The organism is Salinispora sp. H7-4 (genome assembly GCF_013416675.1).
GTDB classification, from domain to species: Bacteria; Actinomycetota; Actinomycetes; order Mycobacteriales; family Micromonosporaceae; genus Micromonospora; species Micromonospora vitiensis.
In genome coordinates this window covers 267,180-293,652 of the sequence record NZ_JABZED010000006.1, presented here as the reverse complement: position 1 = coordinate 293,652, position 26,473 = coordinate 267,180, and the positions used below count along the sequence as shown (strand labels likewise).

The 26,473-nt window shown below is 69.8% G+C and carries 23 protein-coding genes and 1 tRNA gene; 10 read left to right on the top strand and 14 right to left on the bottom strand.

The genetic code is table 11. The features are described from left to right. Positions 1-59: 59 nt before the first annotated feature. Genes H0524_RS07730 through H0524_RS07715 form a run of 4 tightly spaced genes read left to right on the top strand, consistent with a single transcriptional unit; the run spans position 60 to position 3,383 of the window. Positions 60-863 (top strand): DUF881 domain-containing protein, encoded by an 804-nt coding sequence (locus H0524_RS07730; RefSeq protein WP_180198016.1) that lies wholly within the window; start codon positions 60-62, stop codon positions 861-863. Further along, complete coding sequence (locus H0524_RS07725) at positions 860-2,434, top strand: class E sortase (protein WP_180198015.1); 1,575 nt, start codon at positions 860-862, stop codon at positions 2,432-2,434. The genes H0524_RS07730 and H0524_RS07725 overlap by 4 nt, the downstream gene beginning before the upstream one ends. Before the next feature lie 4 nt (positions 2,435-2,438). Beyond that, a complete protein-coding gene (locus H0524_RS07720) occupies positions 2,439-2,729 on the top strand; it encodes a hypothetical protein (protein WP_180198014.1) in 291 nt (96 codons plus the stop codon). Positions 2,730-2,732: 3 nt separating this feature from the next. After that, a complete protein-coding gene (locus tag H0524_RS07715) occupies positions 2,733-3,383 on the top strand; it encodes an aminodeoxychorismate/anthranilate synthase component II (RefSeq protein WP_018728077.1) in 651 nt (216 codons plus the stop codon). A 23-nt stretch (positions 3,384-3,406) separates the two neighbouring features. Here the strand turns inward: H0524_RS07715 and pknB are convergent, their stop codons facing one another. From pknB to H0524_RS07680, 7 genes are read right to left on the bottom strand one after another with little or no spacing between them, the layout of a single operon-like run. Then, positions 3,407-5,173: a Stk1 family PASTA domain-containing Ser/Thr kinase gene (gene pknB, locus H0524_RS07710; RefSeq protein WP_180198013.1), complete on the bottom strand. Its 1,767-nt coding sequence runs from the start codon at positions 5,171-5,173 to the stop codon at positions 3,407-3,409. Further along, on the bottom strand, positions 5,170-6,684 hold the full coding sequence (locus H0524_RS07705; RefSeq protein ID WP_180198012.1) for a serine/threonine-protein kinase: 1,515 nt from the start codon (positions 6,682-6,684) through the stop codon (positions 5,170-5,172). The genes pknB and H0524_RS07705 overlap by 4 nt, the downstream gene beginning before the upstream one ends. A gap of 1 nt (position 6,685) precedes the next feature. After that, positions 6,686-8,191: a penicillin-binding protein 2 gene (locus H0524_RS07700; RefSeq protein ID WP_180198011.1), complete on the bottom strand. Its 1,506-nt coding sequence runs from the start codon at positions 8,189-8,191 to the stop codon at positions 6,686-6,688. Continuing rightward, positions 8,188-9,678: an FtsW/RodA/SpoVE family cell cycle protein gene (locus H0524_RS07695; RefSeq protein WP_180198010.1), complete on the bottom strand. Its 1,491-nt coding sequence runs from the start codon at positions 9,676-9,678 to the stop codon at positions 8,188-8,190. Before H0524_RS07695 ends, H0524_RS07700 begins: the two co-directional genes overlap by 4 nt. 28 nt (positions 9,679-9,706) lie before the next feature. Beyond that, entirely contained in the window at positions 9,707-11,146 is a 1,440-nt protein-coding gene (locus tag H0524_RS07690) for a PP2C family serine/threonine-protein phosphatase (protein ID WP_180198009.1), read from the bottom strand. Next, positions 11,143-11,628, bottom strand: a complete 486-nt coding sequence (locus tag H0524_RS07685; RefSeq protein ID WP_018217829.1) for an FHA domain-containing protein — start codon at positions 11,626-11,628, stop codon at positions 11,143-11,145. The genes H0524_RS07690 and H0524_RS07685 overlap by 4 nt, the downstream gene beginning before the upstream one ends. A gap of 6 nt (positions 11,629-11,634) precedes the next feature. Further along, positions 11,635-12,444: a DUF3662 and FHA domain-containing protein gene (locus H0524_RS07680; RefSeq protein WP_018728071.1), complete on the bottom strand. Its 810-nt coding sequence runs from the start codon at positions 12,442-12,444 to the stop codon at positions 11,635-11,637. Between the two features lie 224 nt (positions 12,445-12,668). Here H0524_RS07680 and H0524_RS07675 point away from each other — a divergent pair. The 3 genes from H0524_RS07675 to H0524_RS07665 all read left to right on the top strand — a co-directional run bounded on the left by H0524_RS07675 (position 12,669) and on the right by H0524_RS07665 (position 14,734). Then, positions 12,669-12,754 (top strand) — tRNA-Leu (locus H0524_RS07675). Between the two features lie 103 nt (positions 12,755-12,857). Then, complete coding sequence (locus H0524_RS07670) at positions 12,858-13,931, top strand: NAD-dependent epimerase/dehydratase family protein (RefSeq protein WP_180198008.1); 1,074 nt, start codon at positions 12,858-12,860, stop codon at positions 13,929-13,931. Further along, positions 13,928-14,734: a WecB/TagA/CpsF family glycosyltransferase gene (locus H0524_RS07665; RefSeq protein ID WP_180198077.1), complete on the top strand. Its 807-nt coding sequence runs from the start codon at positions 13,928-13,930 to the stop codon at positions 14,732-14,734. The genes H0524_RS07670 and H0524_RS07665 overlap by 4 nt, the downstream gene beginning before the upstream one ends. A 69-nt stretch (positions 14,735-14,803) precedes the next feature. Here H0524_RS07665 and H0524_RS07660 read toward each other — a convergent pair whose 3' ends face one another. From H0524_RS07660 to H0524_RS07645, 4 genes are all read right to left on the bottom strand, one after another. Beyond that, positions 14,804-16,366 (bottom strand): S8 family serine peptidase, encoded by a 1,563-nt coding sequence (locus tag H0524_RS07660; RefSeq protein ID WP_180198007.1) that lies wholly within the window; start codon positions 16,364-16,366, stop codon positions 14,804-14,806. Positions 16,367-16,551: 185 nt separating this feature from the next. Continuing rightward, the gene (locus H0524_RS07655) at positions 16,552-16,956 is read right to left on the bottom strand and encodes a hypothetical protein (RefSeq protein ID WP_180198006.1); all 405 of its coding nucleotides are present in this window, start codon (positions 16,954-16,956) and stop codon (positions 16,552-16,554) included. Between the two features lie 170 nt (positions 16,957-17,126). Then, positions 17,127-17,348, bottom strand: a complete 222-nt coding sequence (locus H0524_RS07650; protein ID WP_018221845.1) for a DUF397 domain-containing protein — start codon at positions 17,346-17,348, stop codon at positions 17,127-17,129. Next, a complete protein-coding gene (locus H0524_RS07645; RefSeq protein ID WP_180198005.1) occupies positions 17,318-18,199 on the bottom strand; it encodes a helix-turn-helix transcriptional regulator in 882 nt (293 codons plus the stop codon). Before H0524_RS07645 ends, H0524_RS07650 begins: the two co-directional genes overlap by 31 nt. Before the next feature lie 423 nt (positions 18,200-18,622). Between H0524_RS07645 and H0524_RS07640 the strand changes: the two genes are divergently transcribed. Next, positions 18,623-18,910: a hypothetical protein gene (locus H0524_RS07640; protein ID WP_018728065.1), complete on the top strand. Its 288-nt coding sequence runs from the start codon at positions 18,623-18,625 to the stop codon at positions 18,908-18,910. Between the two features lie 116 nt (positions 18,911-19,026). Here the strand turns inward: H0524_RS07640 and H0524_RS07635 are convergent, their stop codons facing one another. Further along, positions 19,027-19,737: a PASTA domain-containing protein gene (locus H0524_RS07635; protein WP_180198004.1), complete on the bottom strand. Its 711-nt coding sequence runs from the start codon at positions 19,735-19,737 to the stop codon at positions 19,027-19,029. A 214-nt stretch (positions 19,738-19,951) separates the two neighbouring features. Here H0524_RS07635 and H0524_RS07630 point away from each other — a divergent pair, with 214 nt between their 5' ends. Then, positions 19,952-21,253 (top strand): hypothetical protein, encoded by a 1,302-nt coding sequence (locus tag H0524_RS07630; protein WP_180198076.1) that lies wholly within the window; start codon positions 19,952-19,954, stop codon positions 21,251-21,253. Between the two features lie 103 nt (positions 21,254-21,356). Here H0524_RS07630 and H0524_RS07625 read toward each other — a convergent pair whose 3' ends face one another. Then, positions 21,357-22,835 (bottom strand): glutamate--cysteine ligase, encoded by a 1,479-nt coding sequence (locus tag H0524_RS07625; RefSeq protein ID WP_180198003.1) that lies wholly within the window; start codon positions 22,833-22,835, stop codon positions 21,357-21,359. A gap of 225 nt (positions 22,836-23,060) precedes the next feature. Here H0524_RS07625 and H0524_RS07620 point away from each other — a divergent pair, with 225 nt between their 5' ends. Further along, a complete protein-coding gene (locus H0524_RS07620; protein ID WP_180198002.1) occupies positions 23,061-23,558 on the top strand; it encodes a MarR family winged helix-turn-helix transcriptional regulator in 498 nt (165 codons plus the stop codon). Between the two features lie 254 nt (positions 23,559-23,812). Here the strand turns inward: H0524_RS07620 and H0524_RS07615 are convergent, their stop codons facing one another. Then, positions 23,813-26,374 carry a helix-turn-helix domain-containing protein gene (locus H0524_RS07615; protein ID WP_180198001.1) on the bottom strand — a complete coding sequence of 854 codons (2,562 nt, stop codon included), beginning with the start codon at positions 26,372-26,374 and terminating at the stop codon, positions 23,813-23,815. Positions 26,375-26,473 lie beyond the last annotated feature (99 nt).

Here is a 26,473-nt window from a genome sequence, read left to right as displayed (position 1 = left end):
TCCAACACCCCGGAGGGGTTATTGGAGCGGGCTGGCCGGCGACGAGGGGAGGGAACCCCGTGGAGTACACATCCGGCGCGACCTCCTGGCGGAAGGTGCTCCGGCGGGTCGTCGTCGCCCTCATCCGGCGCCCCCGGCAGCGCCGGCTCGGCTGGCCGGTCGGCGTACCGTTGATCGCCGCTGCGGCCGGGCTGCTCTTCACCACCACCGCTACCACCGCCGGGGGCACCACCCTGCGCGAGGACCGTCGCCCTCAGCTCAACCAGCTCATCCAGGACCGCCACGCCGAGGTGGCGGACAGCGAGCAGCGGGCGGCGGAGCTCCGCGCGGCGGTCGAGGCCCGTACCAACGCCCTCGCCGGTTCTGACGGGACAATCCGGCAGCAGCAGGAGCGGGCGGCGGCCAGCCAGGAGCCGGCCGGATTCACCGCCCTCACCGGCCTCGGGGTGACCGTGGAGCTCGACGACGCGCCGCGGCGCAGCGACGGCAGCCTGCCCACGGGCGTCACCAACGACGACCTGGTGGTGCACCAGGGCGACGTACAGGCCGTGGTGAACGCCCTCTGGGCCGGCGGCGCGGAGGCGATGTCAATCATGGATGTCCGCGTACTCGCCACCAGCGCGGTACGCTGCGTCGGTAACACCCTGCTACTCCATGGCCGGGTGTACTCCCCTCCATTCAAGATCGTAGCGATCGGTGACCCCGCTGCTCTCCAGCGGTCCCTCACCGAATCCGAGGGAGTCCGGTTGTTCAGAGACCTGGCGAACACCTACAAGCTCGGCTACAAGGAGACTGGCTCCACCGTGACGGTGCCGGCGTTTGATGGCTCAGCCGCCCTCCGTTGGACGACGGTGCCCGAATGACCAGGGAACCGGAGAGCTGGCAACCCGATCGGGACAACGATGAGACGGCGTTCCTGCCGCGGCTGGAGCGCCCCTGGCAGCAGCCCCGGCACGATGCGGAGCAACCGTTCCCCCCGCCGGGACCCCTGCCCCGGCCGGCCGCCCCAGCCCAGCCGGGTCCACCGGGCCAGCCGGCCGCCCCAGGCCAACCGGACCCACCGGGCCAGGAGGACGCCCCAACCCAACCGGGCCTGCCGATCCAGCCGCCCGGGTTGACCGGCCCGCCGCCGGGCCCGCCGCGCCAGTCACCGCGACACTCGGCCGACCGGCCGCTCGAGCAGCCGACCGCAGCCCACCGGGAACTTCGGCCCGAACCCCCACCCCACTCGTCGGGGCCACCCACTCCGTCCCCAGCACCGAGCCCGGTCCATCCGCGCCGGTCAGCGTGGGACCGCACCCCATCGACGGCTGACGCCCCCACCGCCTTCATCCCCACCACACCGCCGCGGACCGCGACCCCGAACGCTGACACGGCCCCGAACGCTGACACGGCCCCGAAGGCAGGCACCGCCCCGAACGCTGACACGGCCCCGAAGGCAGGCACCGCCCCGAACGCTGGCGCAGCGCCCAAGGCCGGCCCGGTCAGCGAGCCCCCCCGGGGCACTGGCTCCGCCGCCGATCCGGCGGCCACCGCACTCATCCCGCGAGTCGCCAGCCACACCCCCCCGCCGCTCGACTCCACCGCCCTGATGGGCGCTGTGCCCCAGCCACCCCGGGACGCGGACGCCACGACCGGACCCGCCGGCGGGGAGCCGGCCCCGCCACGCCGGGGCGAGCGGGTGGTCAAGCTACGCCCGGAGCAGTCCGGCGACGGTTACAAGAGCGTCTACTCGCAGTTGACCCGGCCGACGTTCCGGTCCCGCTTCCGCACCGGCGTCCGCGCCGCCGGAGAGGTACTCATCACCTTCGGCATTGTGGTGCTCCTCTTCGCCGGGTACGAGATCTGGGGGAAGTCGGTGATCGTCAACGCCCACCAGAACGACCTCAGCCAGCAGCTCGCCGAGGCGTGGGGGCCGACCGGTGACCCAACTGTGACGCCCTCCGCTGCTCCCTCGTCCGCCCCCGCCTCGCCGGCAGTGCAGGGCACGCCGATCGCCGGCCTGTACATTCCACAGCTCGACAAGAACTGGATTGTCGTCGAGGGGGTGACCCAGAAGGACCTCCGATACGCCCCGGGCCACTATCCGACGAGTGCCCTCCCCGGCCAGCTCGGCAACTTCTCCATCGCTGGGCACCGGAACCGGGCCACCTTCTGGCGACTTGACGAGCTGAACGACGGCGACGTGATCGTTGCCGAGGATCGGGACAACTGGCACATCTACCGAGTCACTCGCAACCACATCGTCAAACCGAGCGAGGTGTCGGTGGTGGCGCCGGTTCCCAGCGAACCGGGCGCCGAGCCGACCGACGCGATGCTCACCCTGACCACCTGCCACCCGAAGTTCGACAACTACGAACGCCTGATCATCCACGCGAAGCTGGACCGGACCCAGGCCAAGTCGGCGGGTCGCCCGGCGGAACTGGGGGGCTGAGGAGATGTACGCCTGGATCTGGCGGAAGTTGCCGTTCGGGCTTCCCGGCAAGCTGGCCGGAAGCGTCCTGTTGACAACGGCCGCGGTCGCTCTGCTCTGGTACGTGGTCTTCCCCTGGGCTGAGCCGCTGCTCCCCTTCGACGACGTACAGGTCGGTCAGCAAACGGGAGAGCCCGGGGACCCGGGTGCTCCCGGCTACCCGCCGCCCGGCGACGGACCGGCACCGACCGAGGACGGGCACGACCTGCCGTACGACACGGACGAGAACAACCCGCCCCCCTCACCGGAAGAGTGACCCGTGCGCATCCTGGTCATCGACAACTACGACTCGTTCGTCTTCAACCTGGTGCAGTACCTGGGTCAGCTCGGCGCCGACTGCGAGGTGCGCCGCAACGACGAGATCAGCGTCGCGGAGGTCGGGCAGGCGAACGCCGATGGCGTCCTGCTCTCCCCCGGCCCGGGTAGCCCCGATCGCGCCGGCATCTGCCTGGATGTCATCCGGGAGTACGCCGGTGCGCTCCCCCTCTTCGGTGTCTGCCTCGGCCACCAGGCGATCGGGGAGGCGTTCGGCGCCACCGTCGCCCAGGCTCCGGAGCTGCTGCACGGCAAGACCTCGGAGGTCCGGCACCAGGGCGTGGGGGTACTGGCCGGCCTACCGGAGGTGTTCACCGCGACCCGCTACCACTCGCTCACTCTCGTGCCGGGGACGTTGCCGGCCGAGTTGGAGGTCACCGGTTGGACCAGTTCCGGTGTGGTGATGGCGATGCGTCACCGGACGTTGCCGATCGAGGGGGTGCAGTTTCACCCCGAGTCGGTCCTGACCGAGGGCGGGCACCTGATGCTGGCGAACTGGCTGGCGTCCTGCGGCTTTCCGGAGGCGCTGGAGCGTGCCCCCGCGTTGGCGGCCGAGGTCGACGCCCGCCGCCGTACCGCCTTCAGCACCACCTAACCGGCGATCAACGGCGCCGCACCTCAATCACCGTTGCCCGGCGTGTCGGTCGGCTCCGGCGTCGGTGTCGGCGTCTCGGTCGGCTCCGGCGTCGGGGGCTCGGTCGGCTCCTCCAGCACCGTCACCGTGATGGTCACCGTCTTGCCCTTCTCAAGCTCGGTGTTCGGACTCGGGTTCTGGTTCGTCACCCGGCCTTCCTCACCCGGCGGCACCGGCTGGCCATCCCTGATGTCAACCTTGTAGCCGGCGTTTTCGAGCTCCCGCTTGGCATCCTCAACATAGGACTGCACCACGTTCGGTACGGTGCCGATGTTGCCCTTGGAGACGGTCAGGGTGACCTCCTCACCCTCCGCCGCCTGGCTGCCCTCATCCGGCGTCACCCGCAGGACGGTGCCCGCCGGCTTCGCGTCGTCGACCTCCTCCCGCGCGACCTCGAAGCCGGCATTCTCCAGCTGCCGCTTCGCGTTGTCGTAGGTGGAGCCGACCAGGGTGTCCGGAATCGTCACCGTCGCCGGCCCCGCGCAGATGAAGACCGTGACGACGTCGTCCGGGGCCAGCCGCTCACCCTGGGCGGGATCCTGGTTGGCCACCTCCCCCTTGGTGCAGTCGTTGTCGCGGACCTCCGGGCCGGTATTCGCCACCAGGTCGGCCTTCTTGATCGCCGCGAACGCCTGCTCCTGGGTCAGCCCGGTTACCGGCGGGACCGTGGCCCGCTCGGGTTCGGTGGGCCGGAAGGCGTACACCGCCAGCGCGGCCACCGCGAGTACGGCGAGCGCGGCGAAGGTGGCGATCAGCCACGACGATGTCCGGCGCCGACGTGGGTCGCCGACCCGGGCCGGAATCTGTTGGGTACGCGGACCGGGCGCGGCGGCCGGGTATCCAGCGCCGGCCGGGGCGATCTGGGTGGCCTCCTCCTCCCGCAGGACCGGGGTCGCCATGACCGGCCGTCCGGCGGCGGCACGCAGCAGGTCCGCCCGCATCTCGCCGGCGCTCTGGTAGCGGTTGAGGGGGTTCTTCGACAACGCCTTGAGGATGATCGCGTCGACGGCCGGGGGGACCTCCGGGTTGAGGTCGCTGGGCGTCGGCGGCGTTTCCCGGACATGCTGGTACGCGACGCTGACCGGGCTGTCCCCGACGAACGGCGGGTGCCCGCAGAGCAGTTCGAAGAGCACACAGCCGGCGGCGTAGACATCCGAACGGGCGTCCACCGACTCGCCGCGGGCCTGTTCGGGCGAGAGGTACTGGGCGGTGCCGATCACGGCGCTGGTCTGCGTCATCGTGGTCGCGCCGCTGGCCAGCGCCCGGGCGATCCCGAAGTCCATCACCTTGACCTGGCCGGTCTGGGTGAGCATGACGTTGCCGGGCTTGATGTCCCGGTGGATGATGCTGTGCCGGTGGCTGAACTCCAGCGCCGCGCACATGTCGGCGCAGATCTCCAGCGCCCGCCGCGGCTGGAGCCGCCCCTCGGCGCCCAGCACCTCCTTCAGGGTCCGCCCGCCGACGAACTCCATGACGATGAACGGCAGGGTCTCACCGGTCGGCGCCTGCTCCTCGCCGGTGTCGTAGACGGCGACGATGGCCGGGTGGTTGAGGGAGGCCGCGTTCTGCGCCTCCCGTCGGAACCGCATCTGGAAGGTGGCGTCGCGGGCCAGATCGGTCCGGAGCATCTTGATCGCAACATCCCGACCCAGTCGCAGGTCACGACCGCGATGCACCTCGGCCATGCCGCCGTAGCCGATAAGCTCGCCGACCTGGTAGCGGCCACCGAGCAGGCGGGCCTGCGCTGTCATCGCGTCTGTCGTCCTTCGCTCGTCGTCGTGTCGTCGCCGCCCGTCGCGGGCAGTTGCAGTTGACGGTACGACGTTTGGTCCGAATCGTCGCGTCCGTCGAGCCGGAGTTCGCCGGACGTTCCCGTCGACTGCACCGGCCGGCCGGTGGGCCCGGCATACACCTCGCCCCAAACGTAGGAAACCATGCCAAAGCAGGTCAGGACCAGAGCGGCCAGGAGGAGGACAAGGAGCACCCTCCTAAACCGGGGCCGGCGCGACCGCCGGGCCGGTTTCGGGGAGTGCCTGAGTCGCCCTGAGGCCAGCGGCACGGCGGCAACCGGGGACCACTGCGCCGGCGGTTGCGGGGCCAACGACGGGAAGGGCTGCGGCGGGGAGGGCTGCGACGGGAAGGGCTGCGACGGGAAGGGCTGCGGCGGGGAGGGCTGCGGCGCCACCGGCGAACGGGAAGCCTGCGGTGGACGGGCAACGACCGGCGGCGGCACTTTGGCCCGGCCCGGCGCCGGGGCGGCAGGTGCGGGCCCGGGCGCGGCAGGTGCGGGCGCCGACGAATTCACCCTGGCCCAACCCGGCGGTGCAGGCGCTGGCGAAACCACGCTGGCCCGACCCGGCGGTGCGGACGCCGGCGAAACCACGCTGGCCCGACCCGGCACCGCCGAAACCGGACTGGCCTGGCCCGCCGCCCGGGCGGCCTGGGAGAGCTGGGTCTTCAGTTGTCGAGCCACTCCGGCCAATGCCGCCGCGGTCGTCCAGCGGTCCGCCGGGTCCTTCGCCATGGCCTGCTCGACCACCGCCCGCACCTGCGGCGGAATGTCAGCCGGCAGCGCCCGAGGTGTGTCCCGGACGTGCTGCAGGGCGATCTCCAGTGGGTTGTCACCCGCAAACGGCCGCCGGCCGGAGAGACACTGGTAGGCGACCACACCGAGGGCGTACACATCCGAGGCCGGGGTGGCGACCGCTCCGGTGGCCTGCTCCGGTGAGATGTACGAGGCGGTACCGAGCACCGAGCCAGCGGCGGTGAGCTGGGCCACCAGGTCGGATCGGGCGATACCGAAGTCGGTGAGTACCAGGGTGCCGTTCGGCCGGACCAGGAGATTGCCGGGCTTCACGTCCCGGTGCACGATGCCCTCCAGGTGGGCGGCGTGCAACGCGTCGGCGGCCTGGGCCACCAGGGCCATCGTCCGGGCGGAGGTGAGCCGGCCGACCCGGTTCAGGGTGGCCAGGAGCGCCTCGCCCTCCACATGCTCCATCACCAGAAAAGCGATCTGCTGGTCGCTGCCGAAGTCGTAGATGTCAACGACACCGGGGTGGTTGATGGTCGCCATCGTGCGCGCCTCGCCCCGGAACCGCTCGGTGAAGTCAGGATCGTCCAGCAGGGCCGGCAGGAGACTCTTCACGGCGACTGTCCGGCCGAGCACCTCGTCGGTGCCGCGCCAGACATCGCCCATGCCGCCGCTGGCGATCCGCTCGTCGAGACGGTAGCGGTTGCCGAGCTTCACCCCGGTACTGAGCACGTCAGCGGCTCCCCGGCGAGGCGATCGCCGCCCGCATGATCTGCCCGGCGATCCGCGCGGCCTCGGCGCTACCGCCGTCGCCGGCCTCCTCCAGCAGGACACAGACCGCGGAGACCGGGCTTCCGTCCTCGTCCAGCGCGAAGCCGATGAACCAGCCGTGGGGAGGAGTGTCCGGGCCCGCCTGCGCCGTGCCGGTCTTGCCGCCGACGGTGTAGCCACTGATCCGGGCGTTGCGGCCGGTGCCGTTCTGGACGACACTCTCCATCATCTCCCGCAGGTCCGCGGCGACCTGGTCACTGACCGGCTGGCGCAGCTCGTCGGGCTCGGCGGTGTAGTAGTTGGTGGTGCGGTCAGCACCGAGAATCTGACTGACCAGGTACGGCCGCATCTGGCTGCCGTCGTTGGCGACCGTGGCGGCGATCAGGGCACCCTGGAGCGGGGTCATCCGGACATCCCGCTGGCCGATGGAGGACTGGGCGAGGGCGGCCGGGTCAACGCTGCCGTCGGGGTTCTCCATGCTGCCGGTCCGACTGGCGGCGACCGGTTCGCCATCCTCACCGAGCCGGCCCACGGTCAGGTCGTCCTGCTCGAAGCCGAACTGCCGGGCCTTCTCCTTGAGGGTGTCCGCGCCGAGGCGTACGCCGAGCTGGGCGAAGCCGGTGTTACACGACTCGGTCACCGCGTTCATCAGGGTGACCTCCTCCTCCGGGCAGATGGAGGGGGCCGCGTTCCCGATCGGCTCGCCCGAGGAGGGCGGCGTCCAGCTGGGCCCGGCGGGGATCTTCGTGTCCTGGGTGACACCGTTCTCGAGCGCGGCGGCGGCTGTCACGATCTTGAAGGTGGAGCCCGGCGGCAGCACCTCGCCGAGCGCCCGGTTCTTCAGCGGACCGTCCGGGTTCTGCTGCAGCTCGTTGTAGGCCGTCGTGGCCTCGTCCGAGTCGTGGCTGGCCAGGGGGTTCGGGTCGAAGCTCGGCATCGAGACCAGCGCCTGCACCGCCCCGGTACGCGGGTCGAGCGCGATGGCCGCACCCTTGCTGACCCCCGCACGGTTGTCCCGCAGTTGCTCGTACGCGACGTCCTGCGCCTGCTCGGAGATGGTGAGCAGGACGTTCGCGCCGGCGGTCTCGTCGCCGGTGACCAGGTCCCGCAGCCGGTCGCCGATCAGCTGGTCGCTGGTGCCGGCCAGGAACGCGTTCTCCGCCTCCTCGATGCCGGTGTCGGCCAGGTTGACCGGCTTGTAGCCGATCGCGTGGGCGTACTTCGCCCCGCCGGGATAGGTGCGCAGGTACTCCAGCTCCCCGTCGGTCTCCTTACTCACCGCGAACGCCGTACCGCCGGCCTCGATGTTGCCGCGCTTGCGCTCGTATTCGGCGACCTGGACCCGGCCGTTGTAGTCGCTGTTGCGGTAGTCGTCGGCCTTGTAGGCCTGAATCCAGTTCAGGTTCACGAAGAGCATCCCGAACAGGACCATCACGACGAGACCCACCCGGCGCAGTGGTGCGTTCACGGTCTGATCACCTCCGTGGGGGCACCGTGTAGCTGCTCTGGTGGGCCACCCGTCGGTCGGGTCGATGGAGCGCCTCCGCCGGTCACCGGCCGACGGGCGGCATCGGAGACCCGGAGCAGGATCGCGATGAGCAGCCAGTTCGCCATCAGCGACGAACCGCCGGCGGAGAGGAACGGCGTGGTCTGGCCGGTGAGCGGGATCAGCCCGCTGATCCCGCCAACGATCACGAAGACCTGGAGCCCGAGGGTGAACGCCAGACCACCGGCGAGCAGCTTGCCGAACGAGTCGTGGACTGCCAGCGCGGCGCGCAGCCCCCGCTCGACGATGAGCAGGTAGACCACCAGCAGGGCGGAGAGACCGAAGAGACCGATCTCCTCGCCGAGGCCGGCGAAGATGAAGTCGTTCTGCACCTCGGGCAGCTTGAGCGGCTGGCCGGCGCCGGGCCCGGCGCCGAACATGCCTCCGCTACCAAGGGCGAGCAGCCCCTGCACCAGCTGGTAGCCGTCGTTGTACGGGTCGGCGAACGGGTCCAGCCAGATGTTGGCCCGCAGGTAGAAGTTGGCGAACGGGCCACCGATCAGGTCGCCCAACACGTACGCCAGGTAGGCGCCGCCGAAGAAGAGCACCAAACCGATGAGGAGCCAGCTCACCCGTTCGGTGGCGATGTAGAGCGTCGCCACGAACATGCCGAAGTAGAGCAGGGAGGTCCCCAGGTCCTTCTCGAAGACCAGGACCAGGAGGCTGATCAGCCAGACCACCACCACCGGCCCGAGGTCCCGGCCCCGGGGGAGGTCGACACCGAGGAACCGGCGACTGGCCAGGGAGAGGACTTCCCGCTTGCGGACCAGGTAGTACGCGAAGAAGGCGAGCAGCGCGAGCTTGGCGAACTCACCGGGCTGGATGGAGAGACCACCGACCCGGATCCAGAGCTTCGCGCCGTTGATCTCGGAAATGCTCCGCGGTAGCACCGCCGGGATCATCACCAGCACGATGCCGGCGAGACCCAGGGTGTACGCGTACCGAGAGATCGAGCGGTGGTCGCGGACCACCGCGAGCAACCCGGCGGCGAGGGCGACCGAGATCAGTGTCCAGGCGAGTTGACGCCCGCCGGTGCCGGCGAAGGTCGCCAGTTCGGCCCGCTCGGCCGGGGTGGCGCGGGCCAGGTCCAGCCGGTGCAGGAAGCCGACACCGAGGCCGTTGAGGAGGGCGACGGACGGCAACAGGGCCGGGTCGGCGAAGGGAGCCAGGAACCGGATCACCACGTGCAGGCCGAGGAAGACCGCGCTGAGCGCGGCGGCCGGCACCCAGAAGCTCGGCGTGACCGTGTCGAGCACGCTGGCCTCGACCATCGCCCCGTACGCGGCCACCAGCACCATGGCGAGTAACAGCAGCGACAGCTCGGCGTTACGCCGGGACCGGGCCAGCCGCACGCCGCTCTGCCCGCCCGTGGTCGTGGGCGGGGAGGTCGACGTGGCCGCTCCGGTCACTGAACGTCCTGACAGCTCAAGCCGGCGCTCACTCGGGCGACCGGCAGGCGGCCGGATCAACAGCCGGCGGCGGGATGGCGGGCAAGGCGTCGGGCGAGAGGGTCGGCTCGGTCGGCTCGCCGGTTGCCGACGCGCTCGGGGTGGCGGAGGCCGCCGAAGGTGTACTCGGACCGGTGGCCGGCGTTGACGCATCGAGCTCCGCGGTCGGGCTCGGCGCCGCTGGCGGGCTCGGAGTCGGGCTCGGGGGACAGGTCGGTTTCAGGTTGGGGTTGGTCGGAGTATCAGCGGTCAACTCGGCGAGCCGACGCTCCGCATCCGCTTCACTCTTGGCCGGAATGCCCTGTTTGACCTGTTCCTGTGCGGCGAGCGTGAGGTCGTCCAGCTCGGCGGAGCTGGTCGAGTGCACGGTAGAGAGGTCGACGCCGGCGATCTGACCCTCGACGCCGCGGAACACCGCGACCTGGCCGTTCCCCGTGGCTCCGACGTAGTACTGCCGCTGGGTGTAGCTCCACCAGCCGTACAGCGTTCCGCCCAGCAGGACGAGCAGGGCGAGACTCATCGCCGCGAGGCGGATCGGCCGGCGGCGGCGCTCCGGCTCGTCGTCCCCGGCAGTCGACTCGTCCGGCGGCGCCGGCGGCGCCCCGGAGAGCGCGGAGGCGCGGGCCGCGGGGGTGGAGTCATCGGCGGCGGTCGCCATGCCCCGGTCCCGGGAGGCGGCGCCACCGACGATCGGGCTCGCCTCGACGATGTCCTGGTCGGTCGCGTCGGCGATGATCACGGTGATGTTGTCCGGCCCGCCACCGCGCAGCGCGAGCTGAACCAACCGCTCCACGCACTGCTGTGGGTCGGCGTACTCCCGCATCGTCTCCATGATCGTCTCTGCGCTCACCACGCCCGAGAGACCGTCGCTACAGATCAGGTACCGGTCGCCGGCGAGGACCTGGCGGACCGAGTACTCCGCGTCGATGTCCCGGCCGTCAAGGGCCCGGGTCAACAGCGACCGCTGGGGGTGGCTGCTCGCCTCCTCGGCGCTGATCCGGCCCTCGTCCACCAACATCTGGACGTAGGTGTCGTCCTTGGTTATCTGGGCGAACTCGCCGGCACGCAGCAGGTAGGCACGAGAGTCGCCGATGTGCACCATGCCCAGCTTGCTGCCGGAGAAGAGGATCGCGGTGAGAGTCGTCCCCATCCCCTCCAGCTGCGGGTTGGCGTCAACCGTCTCGCGTAGCTGTTGGGTGGCGTTGGTGACAGCCGAACGAAGCGCATCCACGAGGGCGTTGCCCGGGACATCCTCGTCCAGCGGCGCCATGGCGCCGATGACGATGTTGCTGGCGACATCACCGGCGGCCATACCGCCCATGCCATCGGCGACGGCGAGCAGCCGTGGCCCGGCATAGACGGAGTCCTGGTTGCCGTCTCGGATCAGCCCGCGGTCGCTGTGGGCCGCATAACGGAGGGTCAGAGTCATGGCCGTAATTCGAGTGAGGTGCGCCCGATGCGGATCGGCACGCCGAGGGGGACGGGGGTAGGTCCGGTGACCTTAGCGCGATCCAGGTAGGTGCCGTTAGTCGAACCCAGATCCTCAACGAACCACTGCCCGTCGCGGGGCACAAGCCGGGCGTGCCGCGCGGAGGCGTAGTCGTCGGTAATCACGAGAGTGGAATCCTCGGCCCGACCGATTGTGATCTGCGCTTCACCGAGGGTGATGCGAGTGCCGGCCAACTGGCCGGCGGTCACCACCAGCTGGCGGGCTGCCTTTCCCCGCTTCACCCGGGCCGGCTTACCGCCCTGCCCAAGGACGGCTCCGACCCCCCGAGGGGCCGCTACCAGCCGGCCAGAGCGGGCGCCCGCGAAGAGGTCCCGGCGAATCACCCCGACCACCGTGAAGACGAAAATCCACAGCAGGATCAGGAACCCGAACCGGGCAACGGTGACAACGAGTTCCGGCAAGGCCGATCAACCATCCACGCGGAAGGTCAGGGTGGTGGTGCCGAGCTGGACCATGTCGCCAGGGTTCAGGGCGACGGCGGAGACCCGCTGACCGTTGACCATCGTGCCGTTGGTTGACCCGAGGTCGGTCAGCACGACCTGCCCACCGTCGAAATCCAGCCGGGCGTGTCGCCGCGAGATGCCGACATCGGGTAGGCGCAGGGTGGCCTGGTCGCCACGGCCGATCACGGTCGTGCCCAGCTGGAGCGGGTAGGTCCGCCCATCGCCGGAGACCAGCCGAACGTTGTGGCCGCCACCCTGACCGGGCGGCGGGCCGTAGCCACCCCCCTGGTCGTAGGCGGGGTAGGCCGGCGGGCCCGCGTCATAACCCGGCGGGCCGGCGTCGTAGCCCGGCCCCGACACCGGGGCGACCTCACCGCCGGTATAGACCTCGGCGGTGACCCGGAACATACCGGTGTCGAGCCCCTCCCCTCGTTCGACCTCGACGATCACGTCGCCGTAGACCGTCCACGCCTGCTCGCCGATGAACTCCGCCTGCGACTGGGCCAGCTCCTGGGCCAGCGCGGCGGCGTACGGCGCCAGCCGACTGTGGTCGTATGGCGAGAGATCGATCACGTAGCGGTTGGGCACCAACGTGCGCCCACCGGCCAAAATCGCCTTGTGCGCCTCGGCCTCCCGCTGCATGGCGTTGAGGATCTCCACGGGGTGGACCACCCCTTTGAAGACCTTGGCGAAAGCCCCTTCGACCAGGCCTTCCAGACGCTTCTCGAAGCGTTGCAGCACGCTCACCGGCTCCTCCTCGGGTCCCGAGGACATGATGGTATCCGGCCGAGGAGCGTGCAGCTCACACGCCGCTCGGCCGTGCTTGTCCCGGCCCGTTCGGCGGGCCGGTTCCGTCGTGCTAGTCTTTCGTCCGCCACAAACGGTGGCCGTCCTACGAGGGTAACCGTTGGTGGCAAGCGCGAGGAGCCACGTAGAATGTCCCGAGCTCGGCGGTGCAGCCGGAGGGCCGGGAATCAGGTGTCTCCGGTTGAAGCCACGGGGAAGTGGCGGAATGGCAGACGCGCACGGTTCAGGTCCGTGTGCCCGAAAGGGCGTGGGGGTTCAACTCCCCCCTTCCCCACCAGACGAGGGCTCCGCAGTAGCGGGGCCCTCGCGCCGTCTCGGGGCACGTCGTACGTCACGCTATGCTCCGATCGTTCTTGACTCCGACGGACCAGGAGTGACGTGTGAGTGTCGCATTCGTGACCGGATCGGGCGGTCTCATTGGTTCCGAAGCGGTCCGGCATTTTGCCGGCCTCGGTCTCGATGTCGTCGGAATTGACAATGACATGCGGCAGGAGTTCTTCGGCGCGGAGGCCTCGACCGCATGGAACGTCCGACGGCTCACCGAGGAGCTGGGCGCCGCCTACTCGCACCAGAGCATCGACATCCGCGACCGGGACGCGCTCGCGAAGCTCTTCCGCCGGTACGGCCGCGACACCGCCGTGGTGATCCACACCGCCGCACAGCCGTCGCACGACTGGGCGGTCCGCGACCCGTTCACGGACTTCGACGTCAACGCCGCCGGCACCCTCAATGTGCTGCAGAACGTCCGCGAGCACTGCATCGAGGCGCCGGTCATCCACTGCTCCACCAACAAGGTCTACGGGGACCGGCCGAACAGCCTGCCGCTGGTCGAGCTGGCGACCCGGTGGGAGATCGAGCCCGGGCACCCGTACGAGCAGGGCATCCGCGAGGACATGTCGATCGACGCCTGCCTGCACTCGATCTTCGGCGCCTCCAAGGTGGCGGCGGACGTGATGGTGCAGGAGTACGGCCGCTACTTCGACATGCAGACGGCCTGCTTCCGCGGTGGCACCCTGACCGGGCCCGCGCACGCCGCCACCGAGCTGCACGGTTTCCTCGGGTACGTGATGCGGGCCAACATGGAACGCCGGAAGTACAAGATCTTCGGATACCAGGGCAAGCAGGTCCGGGACGCGATCCACAGCTCGGACGTGGTCTCGGCATTCGAGTCGTTCTTCCGTAACCCGCGCTCCGCCGCCGTCTACAACCTGGGCGGCGGCCGGCACTCCAACACCTCGATGCGGGAGGCATTCGCCCTGGCCCAGCAGATCACCGGGCAGGAGATGGACTCCGAGTACGTCGAGGCGAACCGAATCGGCGACCACAAGTGGTGGATCGGCTCGAACGAAGCCTTCCACGCCGACTACCCGGACTGGAAGCAGGTCTACGACGTGCCCATGATCATGCGGGAGATCTACGAGGCCAACGTCGACACGTGGGTTCCGCGGTCATGACCTCCCGGGGCAAGCGGAACGTGCTCGGCGTCCTCGTTGATGTCACCGACTACGCCACCGCCACCGAGACGGTCGTTACCGCGGCGCACGAGCGGCAGCCGCTGGCGCTGACCGCCCTGGCCGTACACGGCGTGATGACCGGTGTGCTCGACCCCGCACACAACGCCCGGTTGAACTCGTTCGACGTGGTCACTCCGGACGGACAGCCGGTGCGCTGGGCGCTCAACCTGCTGCACCGCGCCGGGTTGACCGACCGGGTCTACGGCCCGACGCTCACCCTGCATGTGCTGTCCCGCTTCGCCGACGAGGGCCTTCCGGTCTACCTCTACGGCTCCACCGAGGAGACGCTCGCAACCCTGGTGCCGGCGCTGGAGCGAATGTTTCCCGCGCTGAAGCTCGCCGGGGTGGAGCCGTCCAAGTTCCGACCGGTGCAACCCGGCGAGGATGTCGAGATCGCTGATCGGATCCGGGGCAGCGGGGCCCGGCTCGTGCTGGTCGGGCTGGGCTGCCCGCGGCAGGAGATTTTCGCGTACGCCATGCGACCGCTGCTGGACATGCCGCTGATGGCGGTCGGCGCGGCCTTCGACTACCACGCGGGTCTGCTGCGGCAGCCGCCACCGTGGATGCAGCGGGCCGGCCTGGAGTGGCTCTGGCGACTCGGGCTGGAACCGAAGCGGCTCTGGCGCCGCTACGTGATCCTCAACCCGGCCTACCTGGCCCGGCTCGCCGCACAGAAGACCGGCCTGTGGAAGGCGGAGCCGCCGGAGCCCGCCACCGACCAGCCCACCAGCTTCGCGGTCTGAGGAAGGTCCGGGCACGGCACGGGGCCCCTCCCGGAGACTCCGGAAAGGGCCCCGCCCGGCGGAACCAGATCAGACCGTCAGGGTCCAGGTGTTGATGTAGCCGGTGTCCCGGCGGTAGACGTCGCGGACCTGAAGCTGCCAGGTCCCCTCGGCCGCCTCGCTGGAGACGTTCACCGTGTAGGTCTCGTTGACGTTGTCGGCGGAGTCGGACAGGTCGTTGGTCTTCAGCCGGTAGGACGAGCCGTCCGGCGCGATCAGGTCGATGACGAGGTCACCCCGCCAGGTGTGGGGGATGTCCACCGCCACGGTCGAGGAGGAGGAGGCGTCCCGGTCGCAGTCGGCGATGGCGATCGAGCTGGTCACCGCGGAACCGGCGTCCGGGATCGACACGTCGGTGTTGTTGGTGCCGGAGCAACCGGTCGGCGGCGGAGGCGGAGGCGGCGTGCTGCCACCGTCGCCGACGTAGAGGAGCTTGTTCGGGGAACCGCTGCCCGGGGAGCCGATCGCGCCGTCGGTGGCGCTGTCGACCAGCGCGTCCCGAATCTGCTGCGGGCTGTACGACGGGTTGGCCGACAGGACCAGTGCCGCGGCACCCGCAACGTGCGGCGATGCCATCGACGTGCCGCTGATCGTGTTCGTGCTGGTGTCACTGTCGATCCACGGCGCGGTGATCGACGAGCCCGGCGCGAAGATGTCCAGACAGGTTCCGATGTTGGAGAACCAGGACAGTCCGTCACTGCTGGTGGTAGAGCCGACAGTGATCGCATCCGGGGTGCGGGCCGGTGAGTAGTTACAGGCGTTGGCGCTGCTGTTCCCCGCCGCCAGCGCGTAGGTGACACCGGAGTCGATCGAGTTGGTGACCGCGTCGTCCAGCGCACTGTTCGCACCGCCGCCAAGGCTCATGTTCGCCACCGCCGGCTGGACCGCGTTCGCGGTCACCCAGTCAACGCCGGCCACGACCCCGGCCCAGGTGCCGCTGCCCGCGCAGTTCAGCACCTTCACGGCTACCAGGTTTGTCTCCTTGGCGACACCGTACGCCGTGCCACCGACGGTGCCGGCGACGTGCGTGCCGTGCCCGTTACAGTCGGTGTCGTTGTTGTCGGCGGTGTTGGTGCCCCAGGTGGCCCTACCACCGAAGTCCTGGTGGGTGGTGCGGATGCCGGTGTCGAGAATGTAGACAGTCACGTCACTGGCGGTGTTCGGGTAGGTGTAGGAGTTGTCCAACGGCAGGTCGCGCTGGTCAATCCGGTCCAGGCCCCAGGACGGGGGGTTGTTCTGGGTGTCAGTGATGGACACCTGGTGGTTCTGCTCGACGTAGGCCACCGCGGGGTCGGCCGCGATTCGAGCGGCGGCACCAGCGTCCACCCGCAGCTCGGCTCCGCGGAGGGCTGCGGTGTACGTCCGGGCTACCTGGCCACCGTGCCGGTCCACCAGGCGATCGGCGGACCGCTCGACCGCACCGCGGCCTACCGCGCTGTCCTTGAAGACCACGATGTAGCTGTCGGCTACGGCCGTAGCACCCCCCGCACTACGGATCTCACCGACCGGTTCAGCGGCCATAGCGGGGGCTGCGGACGCCATCATGGCCATCGTGGCTAGTCCGACGAACATGGACCTTCGGGATAGACCCATCTCCTCTGTCTCCCTCCGGCTGGCATCGGGGTCCACCGACTCCCGGCGAGTCGATCGATAGATGCCAATCCATCAATGAGAGTAATCGGCGGGGAGACGAGAAATCAACACATCGAGTCACCGACCCTGCGGGTAGGGTTACCTGGGAGATCACCGATACGGCCACGGGGATACCGGCACAACCGTCAGCGGGGCCGACCCGGGCCCTGCACGTAGAGCAGTTCGAGAATGGCCCGGGTCGCCTCGAACCAGCGATCCAGCCAACCCGGCGGTGGAACACTGCCCTTCGGCGGTAGTTCCATCAGGAGACCACGCAGCAACGGGTGATCCACCAGTGATTCCACCGGACCAGTCGACCAGCGGTCGGCTGGAAAGCCCGGCCCAGTCGGCGGATCCGGGTCGAGCGAAGTCAGGGGCTGGGGTGGAGCAGGTCGCTGGGGTGGGGAGCCGTCCTGCCGCTCGCCGGCTTCACCGTCCGGTGACACCACCTCAGTGAGCACCGTATCCCGGCGTGTCCCGCGGTACTTGCCACCGAACCGCTCCGGCTTGCCCGGACCGTTGGTGAGGTTCTCTGACCCGATCGTCGTCATCCGTCTCGCCTACTTCGTTCGGTTGCCGATCGGTGCGGCGGGCACTGGCCCCATGGCGCACCGACGGGTACAACGAGACGAAGCCGTTGTGGCGACGGGGCATTGGCGAGCCGGGTCACAACCGGGCCGATGCCCCACCCGAACGGGCCGGGCGGGGGCATCGGTACTGGTCAGCGCGGGTCGAAGGCACCGCCCCGCGCATTGCTGACGAAGGAACGCCAGTCACCCCGGCTGAAGACCAGGGCCGGGCCGGACCGGTCCTTCGAGTCCCGCACGCCGACCGCCCCCGGCACGTACGCCACCTCAACGCAGTTGTCGCAGTTCGGCCCACTCTTCGAGCTCTTGAACCAGGTGCCCTGCGTCAGGTCCACGGGGAACTCCTTGGTCGCCATTTCCACAACGGCTCCTCTGCCAGTTTCGCGATGTGTGCCATGGACTCCTCAGGACTGATGGCAGCCGCGCGGATATGATCAAAGATGAAGCTGTACTTCTGCAGTTCGTCGCTCTTCTCCAGGAAGAGCCCACCCGTGGCGTTCTCCGCGTACACAACATCCGGATCACTGGGTTCGGGGAAGCTCAGGATGCTGAAGGTCCCGTCCATGCCCGCATGCGCACCCACCTCGAACGGCAGGATCTGCAACGTCACGTTCGGTAGTTCGGTTACTTCCAACAGCCGCTTGAGCTGACCACGCATCACCGTGTCCCCACCCACCGGCCGGCTCACCACTGCCTCATCGAGCACCACCCACACATCGACTGAATCATCCTGAGTCAGCAACGACTGACGACCCAATCGGACACGGACACGTTGTGCGACCTGCTCGGCGGTGAAGTCCGGTCGCGCAGCACGGATCATGGCGCTCGCATACTCCTCGGTCTCCAGTAGACCCGGCACGACCTGCTGCTCGTAGGCACGGATGGAGCTGGCCGCCGCTTCCAGTCCGACGTACGCCCCGACCAGAACCGTGCTGTACGGGTGCCACCAGCCCTTCTGTCGGGCCTCCCGAGCGATCTGCACCAGCTCGTCGCTCTCCGCGCCCACCACGCCGTAGATCCGGAGCATGTCCCGGACATCGCGGGGCGTCGCTGTGGTGTGGCCGGTCTCGATCCGGGAGACCTTCGAGGCCGAGCACTCCAGCTGCTCGGCGACCGATTCGATGGTGATTCCCGCACCCTCACGCTGCCGACGGAGTTCCGCACCCAGCCGCCGGCGGCGGATCGTCGGGCTTCGCCGCTCAGCCACGGTGCCACCCCGGACTCACACTCGCGGTCATTGCCACCCGTCCCCCTCCACCTTGACAACTTCCCGGCTCGGCCATCGTGCCGGGGAGGGCACGACGGTGGACGGGCTCGCGGCGGCGGATGGCGGCGGGGCGAACCCGGACCTCAGTGTGCCGCCCGAATACGAACAGCTCAAGCATTGCATCGCTCTGGACCGACAACCCATCGGCAACAACCGACATGCAACTTGCATGTCGCACGTCACTGATGCACTCTATTCCCTATGGCGGATCACGTAGAGTCCCACTCCGCTCTCACACCGTGGTGATCCCGCGGTCAGGCACCAACAACGCCAGCCGGCGGGGCACCACCCCGAGGCCGACAACACATGTCCCCCGACAACTCCCGCCGGCGCCTCCGCCGGCCCTCTTTCCCAGGAGCCCATGTGCTTCCCCGCACCGGTGACGTACTGCACGTGACTCGCGCGGCGAGTGTCCAGTTCCTCCGACCCATCGCCTTCCGGGTGATCCGGGTCCTCGACTGGCCGACCTACGACGGTTGGCTCTGGCTAGACGGCTACGAGTTGAACGCATCGGGGGACGCGGTCAGCCGGCGGTCGATCTTCGTACAGCAGGAAGGACTGGACCAGATCCAGCCTGCGCCGCAACGCCACCCACAGACCGTAGGGACACCGCGCCGACCGCTGGCGCGGACCCCAGCGCGCGTGGGCTGACCTGCCAAAATCCTGAAACCTGGTAACCGCCCGGCCAGCCGGTAAAGGCACCCCCGGTCAGCCGTGAGGTTGACCGGGAACGTTCGGCCAGCCGGTGGGGTGGCGTGAACGTTCGGTCAGCCGGTGGGGGTGGGTTCGGGGGTGGGAGTGGGCATCGGCTGCGCTGACGACGGCGCGGGCCTCGACACCACCAGGACGACCGCTGTCCCCTCCGGCACCAGCACACCTGCTCGCGGTTCCGTCCCGATCACGATGCCCGGCGGCTGATCCGCAGTCCGATACTGGACCCGGTACGCCAGTCCGATCTGGTCCAGGAGCGCCTGGGCCGTCGCCAGTGGCAGGTCGACCACCGGGGGCATCGGAACCTCACTCGGCTCCGCTGTCGGCGACGGAGTGGTCGGCGCGACCGAGGTCGGCGTGGTCGTGGTCGGCGCGGCCGACGTTGGCATGGGCGACGTTGGCGTCGGCGATGCCGGTGGCGTGGTGGCCGACGGCGTGGAGCCGGGGTTGACCTGCTCGTCGTCGCCGGCGCCGAGGGTGAGCCAGAGACCGACGCCGAAGACGGCGAGCAGAAGGAGAATCACTCCCCAGAGAATCGGTGACCACCACCGTCGCCCGTTCGGCTCCGCGTACCACCCGGCCTCCTCCTGGTACTCCGGCGGACGCGGCGGCGGCACACCCGCACGCCCGGACCATGCCGCCGGCCCTCCGGTGGGGGGCAGGGGCGCGGTCTGGTCAGCAGGCGGCAGTGGCCCGGTCTGATCCGCCGGCAGCGGGCGGGTTTCGTCGTCCGGCCCGTCAGCGGCGGGCTTTCGGTCGTCGCTCATCCCACGTCCCCCCTCGCTGCCTGACGACAACCTAGCTGGCGAGCAGGGGGGCCGGCGGGAATCAGCTCACCACGGCCCGGTCCGTGTCAACCCCCACAACCAAACCACTCCGCTGTAACTACTCTACGTAAGAATTTGGGCTCGGTACTCCCCGCCCCGACCACAGGACGTTACGCTCGCCGGCATGGCGAGACGCGGCTGGGCAATATCGATCATGACCGCGCTCGGCACCGCTGCCGGTGCCGGCGCCGCCGCGCTGGGCTTCGGCTACGGCCTGGGCATCATCAACTGGGCCCCACCGCCTGATCAGAGTGTCGCAGTCACCGCCTGGACAGCCAGCCTGATCTGGGCCACCTGGATCGCTGCTACCTCTACTGTGGTTGGTGCGGTGTGCGCACAACACCTCCGCCGTCGTGGCCCGGTGGAACACCCACCGACCAGCAGCCACAGTGAGCCCTCCAGAGCGGACTCGTCGGCCGACAGCCCGAGCGGCCCCGAGACCACCGCACCAACCATCCGGGAGACGGCGAAGCGGAACCAGGCCAACCCGAGTGAATCCGACGGGGCACTCGGCAAGCTGGCGCTCGCCGGAGCCGCCGGGATCGGTGCCCTGATCACGGTCCTGTTGACCGCCGTACCGGCCCGGGTGGCCGTGGTACCCGGCGTCGCCGCACCCCGGGATGTCGCCGCTGGATACGCGGCCCTGGGTGTCCTGGTCGGCGTTGCCATCGCCGGATGGGCGTTGCACTCCCGCGCCGCCGCCACCAACGTGATCGCGACCGTCGGCTGGCTGTGGCTGCTCGCGGTGGTAGCCGTTGTGGATGGCGTCATCGCGGGGCGGGGACTGAATACCGCCCAGCTCGGCATCTGGCAACTCAGCGTCGGCGGAAGCGAGCTGTGGCTCCGCGACTGGTTCTACTGGCCGGGTGCGCTGCTGTCCCTCGGCTCTGCCCTCCTCATCGGCGCACTGGTCGCCCGTGGCACGGCCCGGAACCCCGACCAACGGGTTGGCACCACCGCCTCCGGCGCAGCCGGCCCGCTCCTCGTCGCAGTCGTCTACCTGCTCGCCGTGCCGGGGCTGGCGGACCTCGCTCCCGGCCAGGCGTCAGCGCACCTCATCGCCCCGTACGCGGTCATCATCGGTTTTGGGGGCTCGGCGCTGGTCGCCATGCTCGGCCAACGGGCCGACCGTCGGCGGCGGGCAGTTTTGCCCCAGCCGGCGGAGGCTCCGGCCGTTTCGCCCGAGCCGGCCGAGCCCTCGACCGATTCGCCCCAGCCGGCCGAGCCCCTGACCGCCCCACAGCCGGACGGTTCGACCGTCGCGACGGCTGCCCCTCGTCGCCGGGCGCGAGGATCAAGCAGCCGACGTCCCCGCACTGTGCCGGCGGACACCACGGCCGGGGTGCCGGTTCAGCGCAGCGTGGACGATGTACCGGCAGCGGACGCGGCCCCCGCCGTACCGGAGCCGACGGAGACGGGCCCGCCCCGGCCCCGGTCCCCCCGCCGCACCAGCTGACCATGGTGCCGAGCACGCCCCGGATCGGGGTCTGCCCCCGAGCCTTCGGTCACCATCGCCCCGACACTCCGACCGGAAGGGCGTACGATCGCCCGCCGGCCAGCTAGTCGACCGGCCAGGTGTGCACCGGCTCGTTGCTGCGCTGGAGTTCGGCGTACCGCTGGACCATGTGGTGCAGGGCCGCCGGCCGGTCGAGTTTCCGGTGCCGCTCGGCCGCCCACACCGTTTCCGCCTGCCACACCGCGCCGTTACGCCGGGTCCGACAACGCTGCTCGATGACGCCGAGCAGCCGGTCCCGCTCACCGGGAGCCACGCCGAACCGGTCGAGCCCGACCGCCGCCTGCGGCAGCAGCACGTCGAGGACCAGCTCGGCGACCGGCACCTCACCGAGCTGAGGCCAGTGCACCACGGCGTCCATGCCGCGTCGGGCTGCGGAGTGGAAGTTCTCCTCCGCCGAGCTGAACGGCAGCTGACTCCACGTCGGACGGTCCGCCTCCGCCAGTCCCCGTGCCGATCCGAAGTAGAAGGCGGCGTTGGCCAACATGTCGATCACGGTCGGACCGGCGGGCAGGACCCGATTCTCCACCCGTAGGTGCGGACGCCCTTCGGTGATGTCGTAGACCGGCCGGTTCCAGCGGTAGACCGTCCCATTGTGCAGGCGGAGTTCGCCGAGTTTCGGCACACCCCCGGCGTGCAGCACCTCCACCGGGTCCTCGTCCTCGCAGATCGGTAGCAGCGGCGGAAAGTAACGGACGTTCTCCTCGAAGAGGTCGAAAATCGAGGTGATCCACCGCTCGCCGAACCAGACCCGAGGACGGACACCCTGCGCCTTCAACTCGTCTGGCCGGGTGTCGGTCGCTTGTTGGAACAGCGCGATCCGGGTCTCCGCCCAGAGCTGTCGGCCATACAGATAGGGAGAGTTGGCCCCGGTCGCCACCTGGGCGGCGGCGATCGCCTGTGAGGCGTTCCAGTAGTCGGCGAAGCTGTCCGGCGCAACCTGGAGGTGGAACTGCAGACTGGTGCAGGCCGACTCAGGCGCGATCGAGTCGGTGTGGGTCTGTAGCCGCTCGACCCCGCGGATGTCGAGCTCGATGTCTTCGCCACGCGCTCCAACGATCTGGTCGTTGAGCACCCGGTAGCGCTCGTTGGCGGAGAGGTTGTCCACGACCAGGTGCCCCTCGGTCAGGGTCGGCAGGATTCCCACCAGGAGGATCTTTGCGTCAGACTTGGCCGCCCGCTCGTCGGCACGGGCAAGACTGCCACGAAGATCCTGTTCGTAACCGGTGAAGCCGGTGCCCTCAATCAGCCGGGGTGCGGCGTTCAACTCGAGATTGAACTGCCCCAGCTCGGTCTGGAAGAGCGGGTCGGCGATGTCGGCGAGAATCTCCTCGTTCCGCATCGCCGGTTCGGCGGCGGAGTCGACCAGGTTCAGCTCGATTTCCAAGCCGGTCATTGGCCGGTCGGCAGCGAACCCGAAGTCGTCCAACATCAAGGCGAAGACGTCCAGGCAGCGACGCACCTTGCGCCGATAGCGGATCCGATCCTCCCGGGAGAAGGCGCCCCGCGTGACATCCCTGCCCATGTATCCTCCCGGCGCCCGAGGTGACGGAGCGATACCGCTCCGCAGCGCATTGTGAACCCTCCACGGTAAGAGTGGCCAAGGTAGCGGGCCAGAGCCGGGCACACACGAGCCCACCAAACCTGGTCATGTGCACGATCCACAAAGATGCTTGTTTTGTAAATAACGTGCTCAACAGATATTGCTCGCAGCAATATTTCGTTGATCAACTACTGATAGGATCAGCCGGTGGACCAGAATGTGTTCGACGACCCCCGGATCACCGCCGTCGGTCTACTTGTCGAGGCGCACGCCGGGCTGTTGGCCCGGTTCGCCGCCCAATTCGAGGAGCACGGCCTCTCCCCGGTGGAATTCGAGGTGCTCACCCGGCTCGCCCGCTCACCTGACAATCAGCTTCGGATGACCGATCTCGCCGCGCAGACTTCTCTCTCGACCAGCGGGACGACCCGCGTGGTGGACCGGATGGAACGCGATGGGCTCCTCGCCCGGCGTGCCTGCCCCGCCGACCGACGTAGCTCCTTCGCGGTGGCCACCGAATCCGGCCGGGAGCGGCTCGAGGCCGTACTCCCGGATCACCTACGCATCATCGAGGAGTGGTTCACCGGGCAGCTCGACCCGGAGTCACTGACCCGGCTCCTCGATGGGCTACGTCGAGTGCGAGATGCGGTACACCCCGGCGCCACCGCCGGCGCCACTGACCCGGAGCCGGACCGGAACAGCCATTGACGCCACCGGTGGGTAGCGCCGGCTTGGCCAGGACACCACCGGCAGCGAACACTACCGGCAGAAAGAGCGGCAGAACTGCTTGAGAACCAGATCATTGTTGGGCAAGTCGGTCAGCTGACACTTCCCCGCCAACTAAGCTCCAATCAACGGGGGATGCACCCGGGGGAGGGCGCGGGCGACGAGCGAGGGGTAACAGAGGGGGCTCTCGCTCGCGCCGCTCCCGGGACCTGTCACCGGCCCACCCCGACAACGACTCACGGCCGACGGGTAGCCGCAGCCAGGGCCTCCACCTCCGGCCGCAGCAGGCAGATCCCACTGACCCGACAGACCGCATCCAGCCGATCCAGCACGGCCGGCTCCGCCGTGCTGGCGGCCAGCCCCACCAGCGCCTCCACCAGGTCACGGCGGTCCTGACTGTTGGCTCCCGCCTCGGCAGCGACGGCGAACCACTCGGCCGCCACCTCCCGATCGCCCCGGCGTAACGCCAGCGTTCCTTCGATCAACCCACAGATCCCGTCCGCTGGAATCCAGCTCAGACCCGCCGCCGGCCCCCCGGGCCGCAGCTCGGCCAGCACCTCGGTCGCCTCCGCCACGCGATCGTCCTGTGCCAGCGCCAGCCCGACCGTGCCCAGCACCCGCCGGTGGTGCCCCGGGTCGCCCAGCGCCGTCAACGCCGCCAACGTCCTCCGCCCCTGATCGACAGCGATGTCGTACCGACCCTCGAGGCGCGTGACCTCGGCCAGGTTGGCCATCGCGAGTACTCGTAGCCGCCGCTCCCCGCACTGGGCCGCGAGGCGATCGGCGGCAGCCAACCGGCGCCGAGCAGTAGCAAGGTCACCGACCCGGATCCCGTGCCAGGCCAGGTTGTTCTGCGCCACCGTCATATCCCGGATCCGCCCGTGCCGGGTGGCCAACGCCAGTACCGCCTCGGCCTGCCCCCGCGCCTCGTCGTGGTCGCCGGTACCGGTGAACAACCTACCCAGAACGGTACGGGCCTCCAGCTCACCAGCCACCTCACCGGCCGACTGGAAGGCGGCGAGTGCCGCGCGGGCAGCCGGCAGTTCCTCCGCCCCAGCGCCGTGCTCCGCGGCCAACCGGGCCACGCCCAGCAACGCCCACGCCCGCAGGACAGGGGAGGCGTCAGCGGTACGCGGATCCGCCAGCAACCGGCGCAGCCACTGCCGGCCGGCGACGTCGCGCCCGCGAAAGCGCCACCACCGGACGAGTCCGGCCGCCAGGCCCAGCGCGGTCACCGGTTCGTCGACAGCGGCATGCCCGAGTGCGGAGCTGATGTCCCCACCCACGTCGTCCAGTCGGTGCACCGCCGCGGTCAGGTCCGCGCCAACCAGGTACGGAGCCGTCTCGGCGACCAGCCGGGCCATGACCCGCGCATGTTGACGCCGGGCCAGGGTGAGTTCACCCGCGCCGGCAGCCTGCTCGACGGCGAACTCCCGAACCGCGTCGAGCAGCCGGAACCGGAACGGCCCCACCCCCAGGATGCTGAGTAGACCCAGCTCCCGAAGCCGGTCCAGCAGCACAACCGGGTCAACGACCAGCGCCGTGCCCCCCGGCTCGGCCCCGATTCCGAGCATCTCCTCGGCCAACGTGATCGACCAGCGGTTACCGAAGATGGCGAGCCGCCGCAGGGCAGCCCGCTCCTCGGGGGCGAGCAGGAGATAACTGGTGGCGACGGCGTCCCGCAGCGTCTCGACGACCGCTGCGGGCGTCCGCTGCGCCGAGCCCGGATCAGCAGCGTTCCAGCCCGGCCGCTCGGCTACACCGGAAACAGTCGCCAGATCGAGAACCCGATCGCCATACCGGTCGAGCAACTCGTTGAGGTCGAGGAGGTGCCCCCGCGCCGCCATCAGCTCGATCGCCAGCGGAAGGCCACCGAGGCGACGGACCAGCCGGGCCAGCGCCGGCAGCTCCGCCGCCGCCGGCGGGTTCGGTCGGACCAGCTCGAGTCGGGCGGTGAACAGCGCCACCGCCGGATATTGGGCGAGGGCCGCCGGGCCAGCCTCGTCGCGGTCCGGCGGTGGCGTATCGAGCGGTGCCACCGGCCGGACCCGCTCACCGCGGAGCCCGACCGGGTGCCGACCGGTGACCAGCACCCACAGGGATGGCACTGCGGTCGCGAGCTGGTGCACGGCTTCGGCAACCGGGCCGGGAGCCCGCTCCACGGCGTCCACAAGCAGCAGTGCCGGCTGGCCGGCGAGGCGGGTGGCCAGCTCGGGGAGGCGAGCTACACCGAAGGCCGCCGCCGAGGCGGCAAGCAGCTCCGCAACATCCGTTCCCTCCCCGGTGAGGACCCCGGCTACCCCACCCGGGAGGTGCCCGGTAGCCGCGTGGGCCACCGACAGCGCCAGCGCCGTCTTGCCGACTCCAGCCAATCCGACCAGGCTGACCAGCCGGGCTGTCGGCTCGCCACTGAGCATCCCGACCAGCTCGGCGACGTCACGCTCCCGACCGATCAGCTCGGGGGCCGGGGGCAGCGCGGGCCGTACCATGCCGTCCGGGCCGACGTAGAACACTGACTCGGACTCCGGGTACCGGGGCGTCGGCAGCTGTCGGGCGGCGACGAAGGTGGACCGCGCTGCGCCGGCCAGCCCAAGGGCGGTCGCGAGCAGTTCGACGGTGGTCCGCTGGGGCCGCGACGAACGGCCCCGCTCCACATCCCGAACAGTCCGGACCCCGATACCGGCCCGGCCCGCCAGCTCGGCCTGGGTCAGGCCGGCGGCGAGCCGGTGTCCGCGGAGCAGGTCGGGCAGCCCCATCGGGCCGCCGGACCACCGCGAATAGTCATCCTCCGGGCTCATGGCCAGGAAGGGTACGGATCAACGACGATTGCCAACAGGCCCTCGTCGTCCTATTGACGCGCCCAACGGATACCCGACAGCGATGCCACGCGTGGTTCC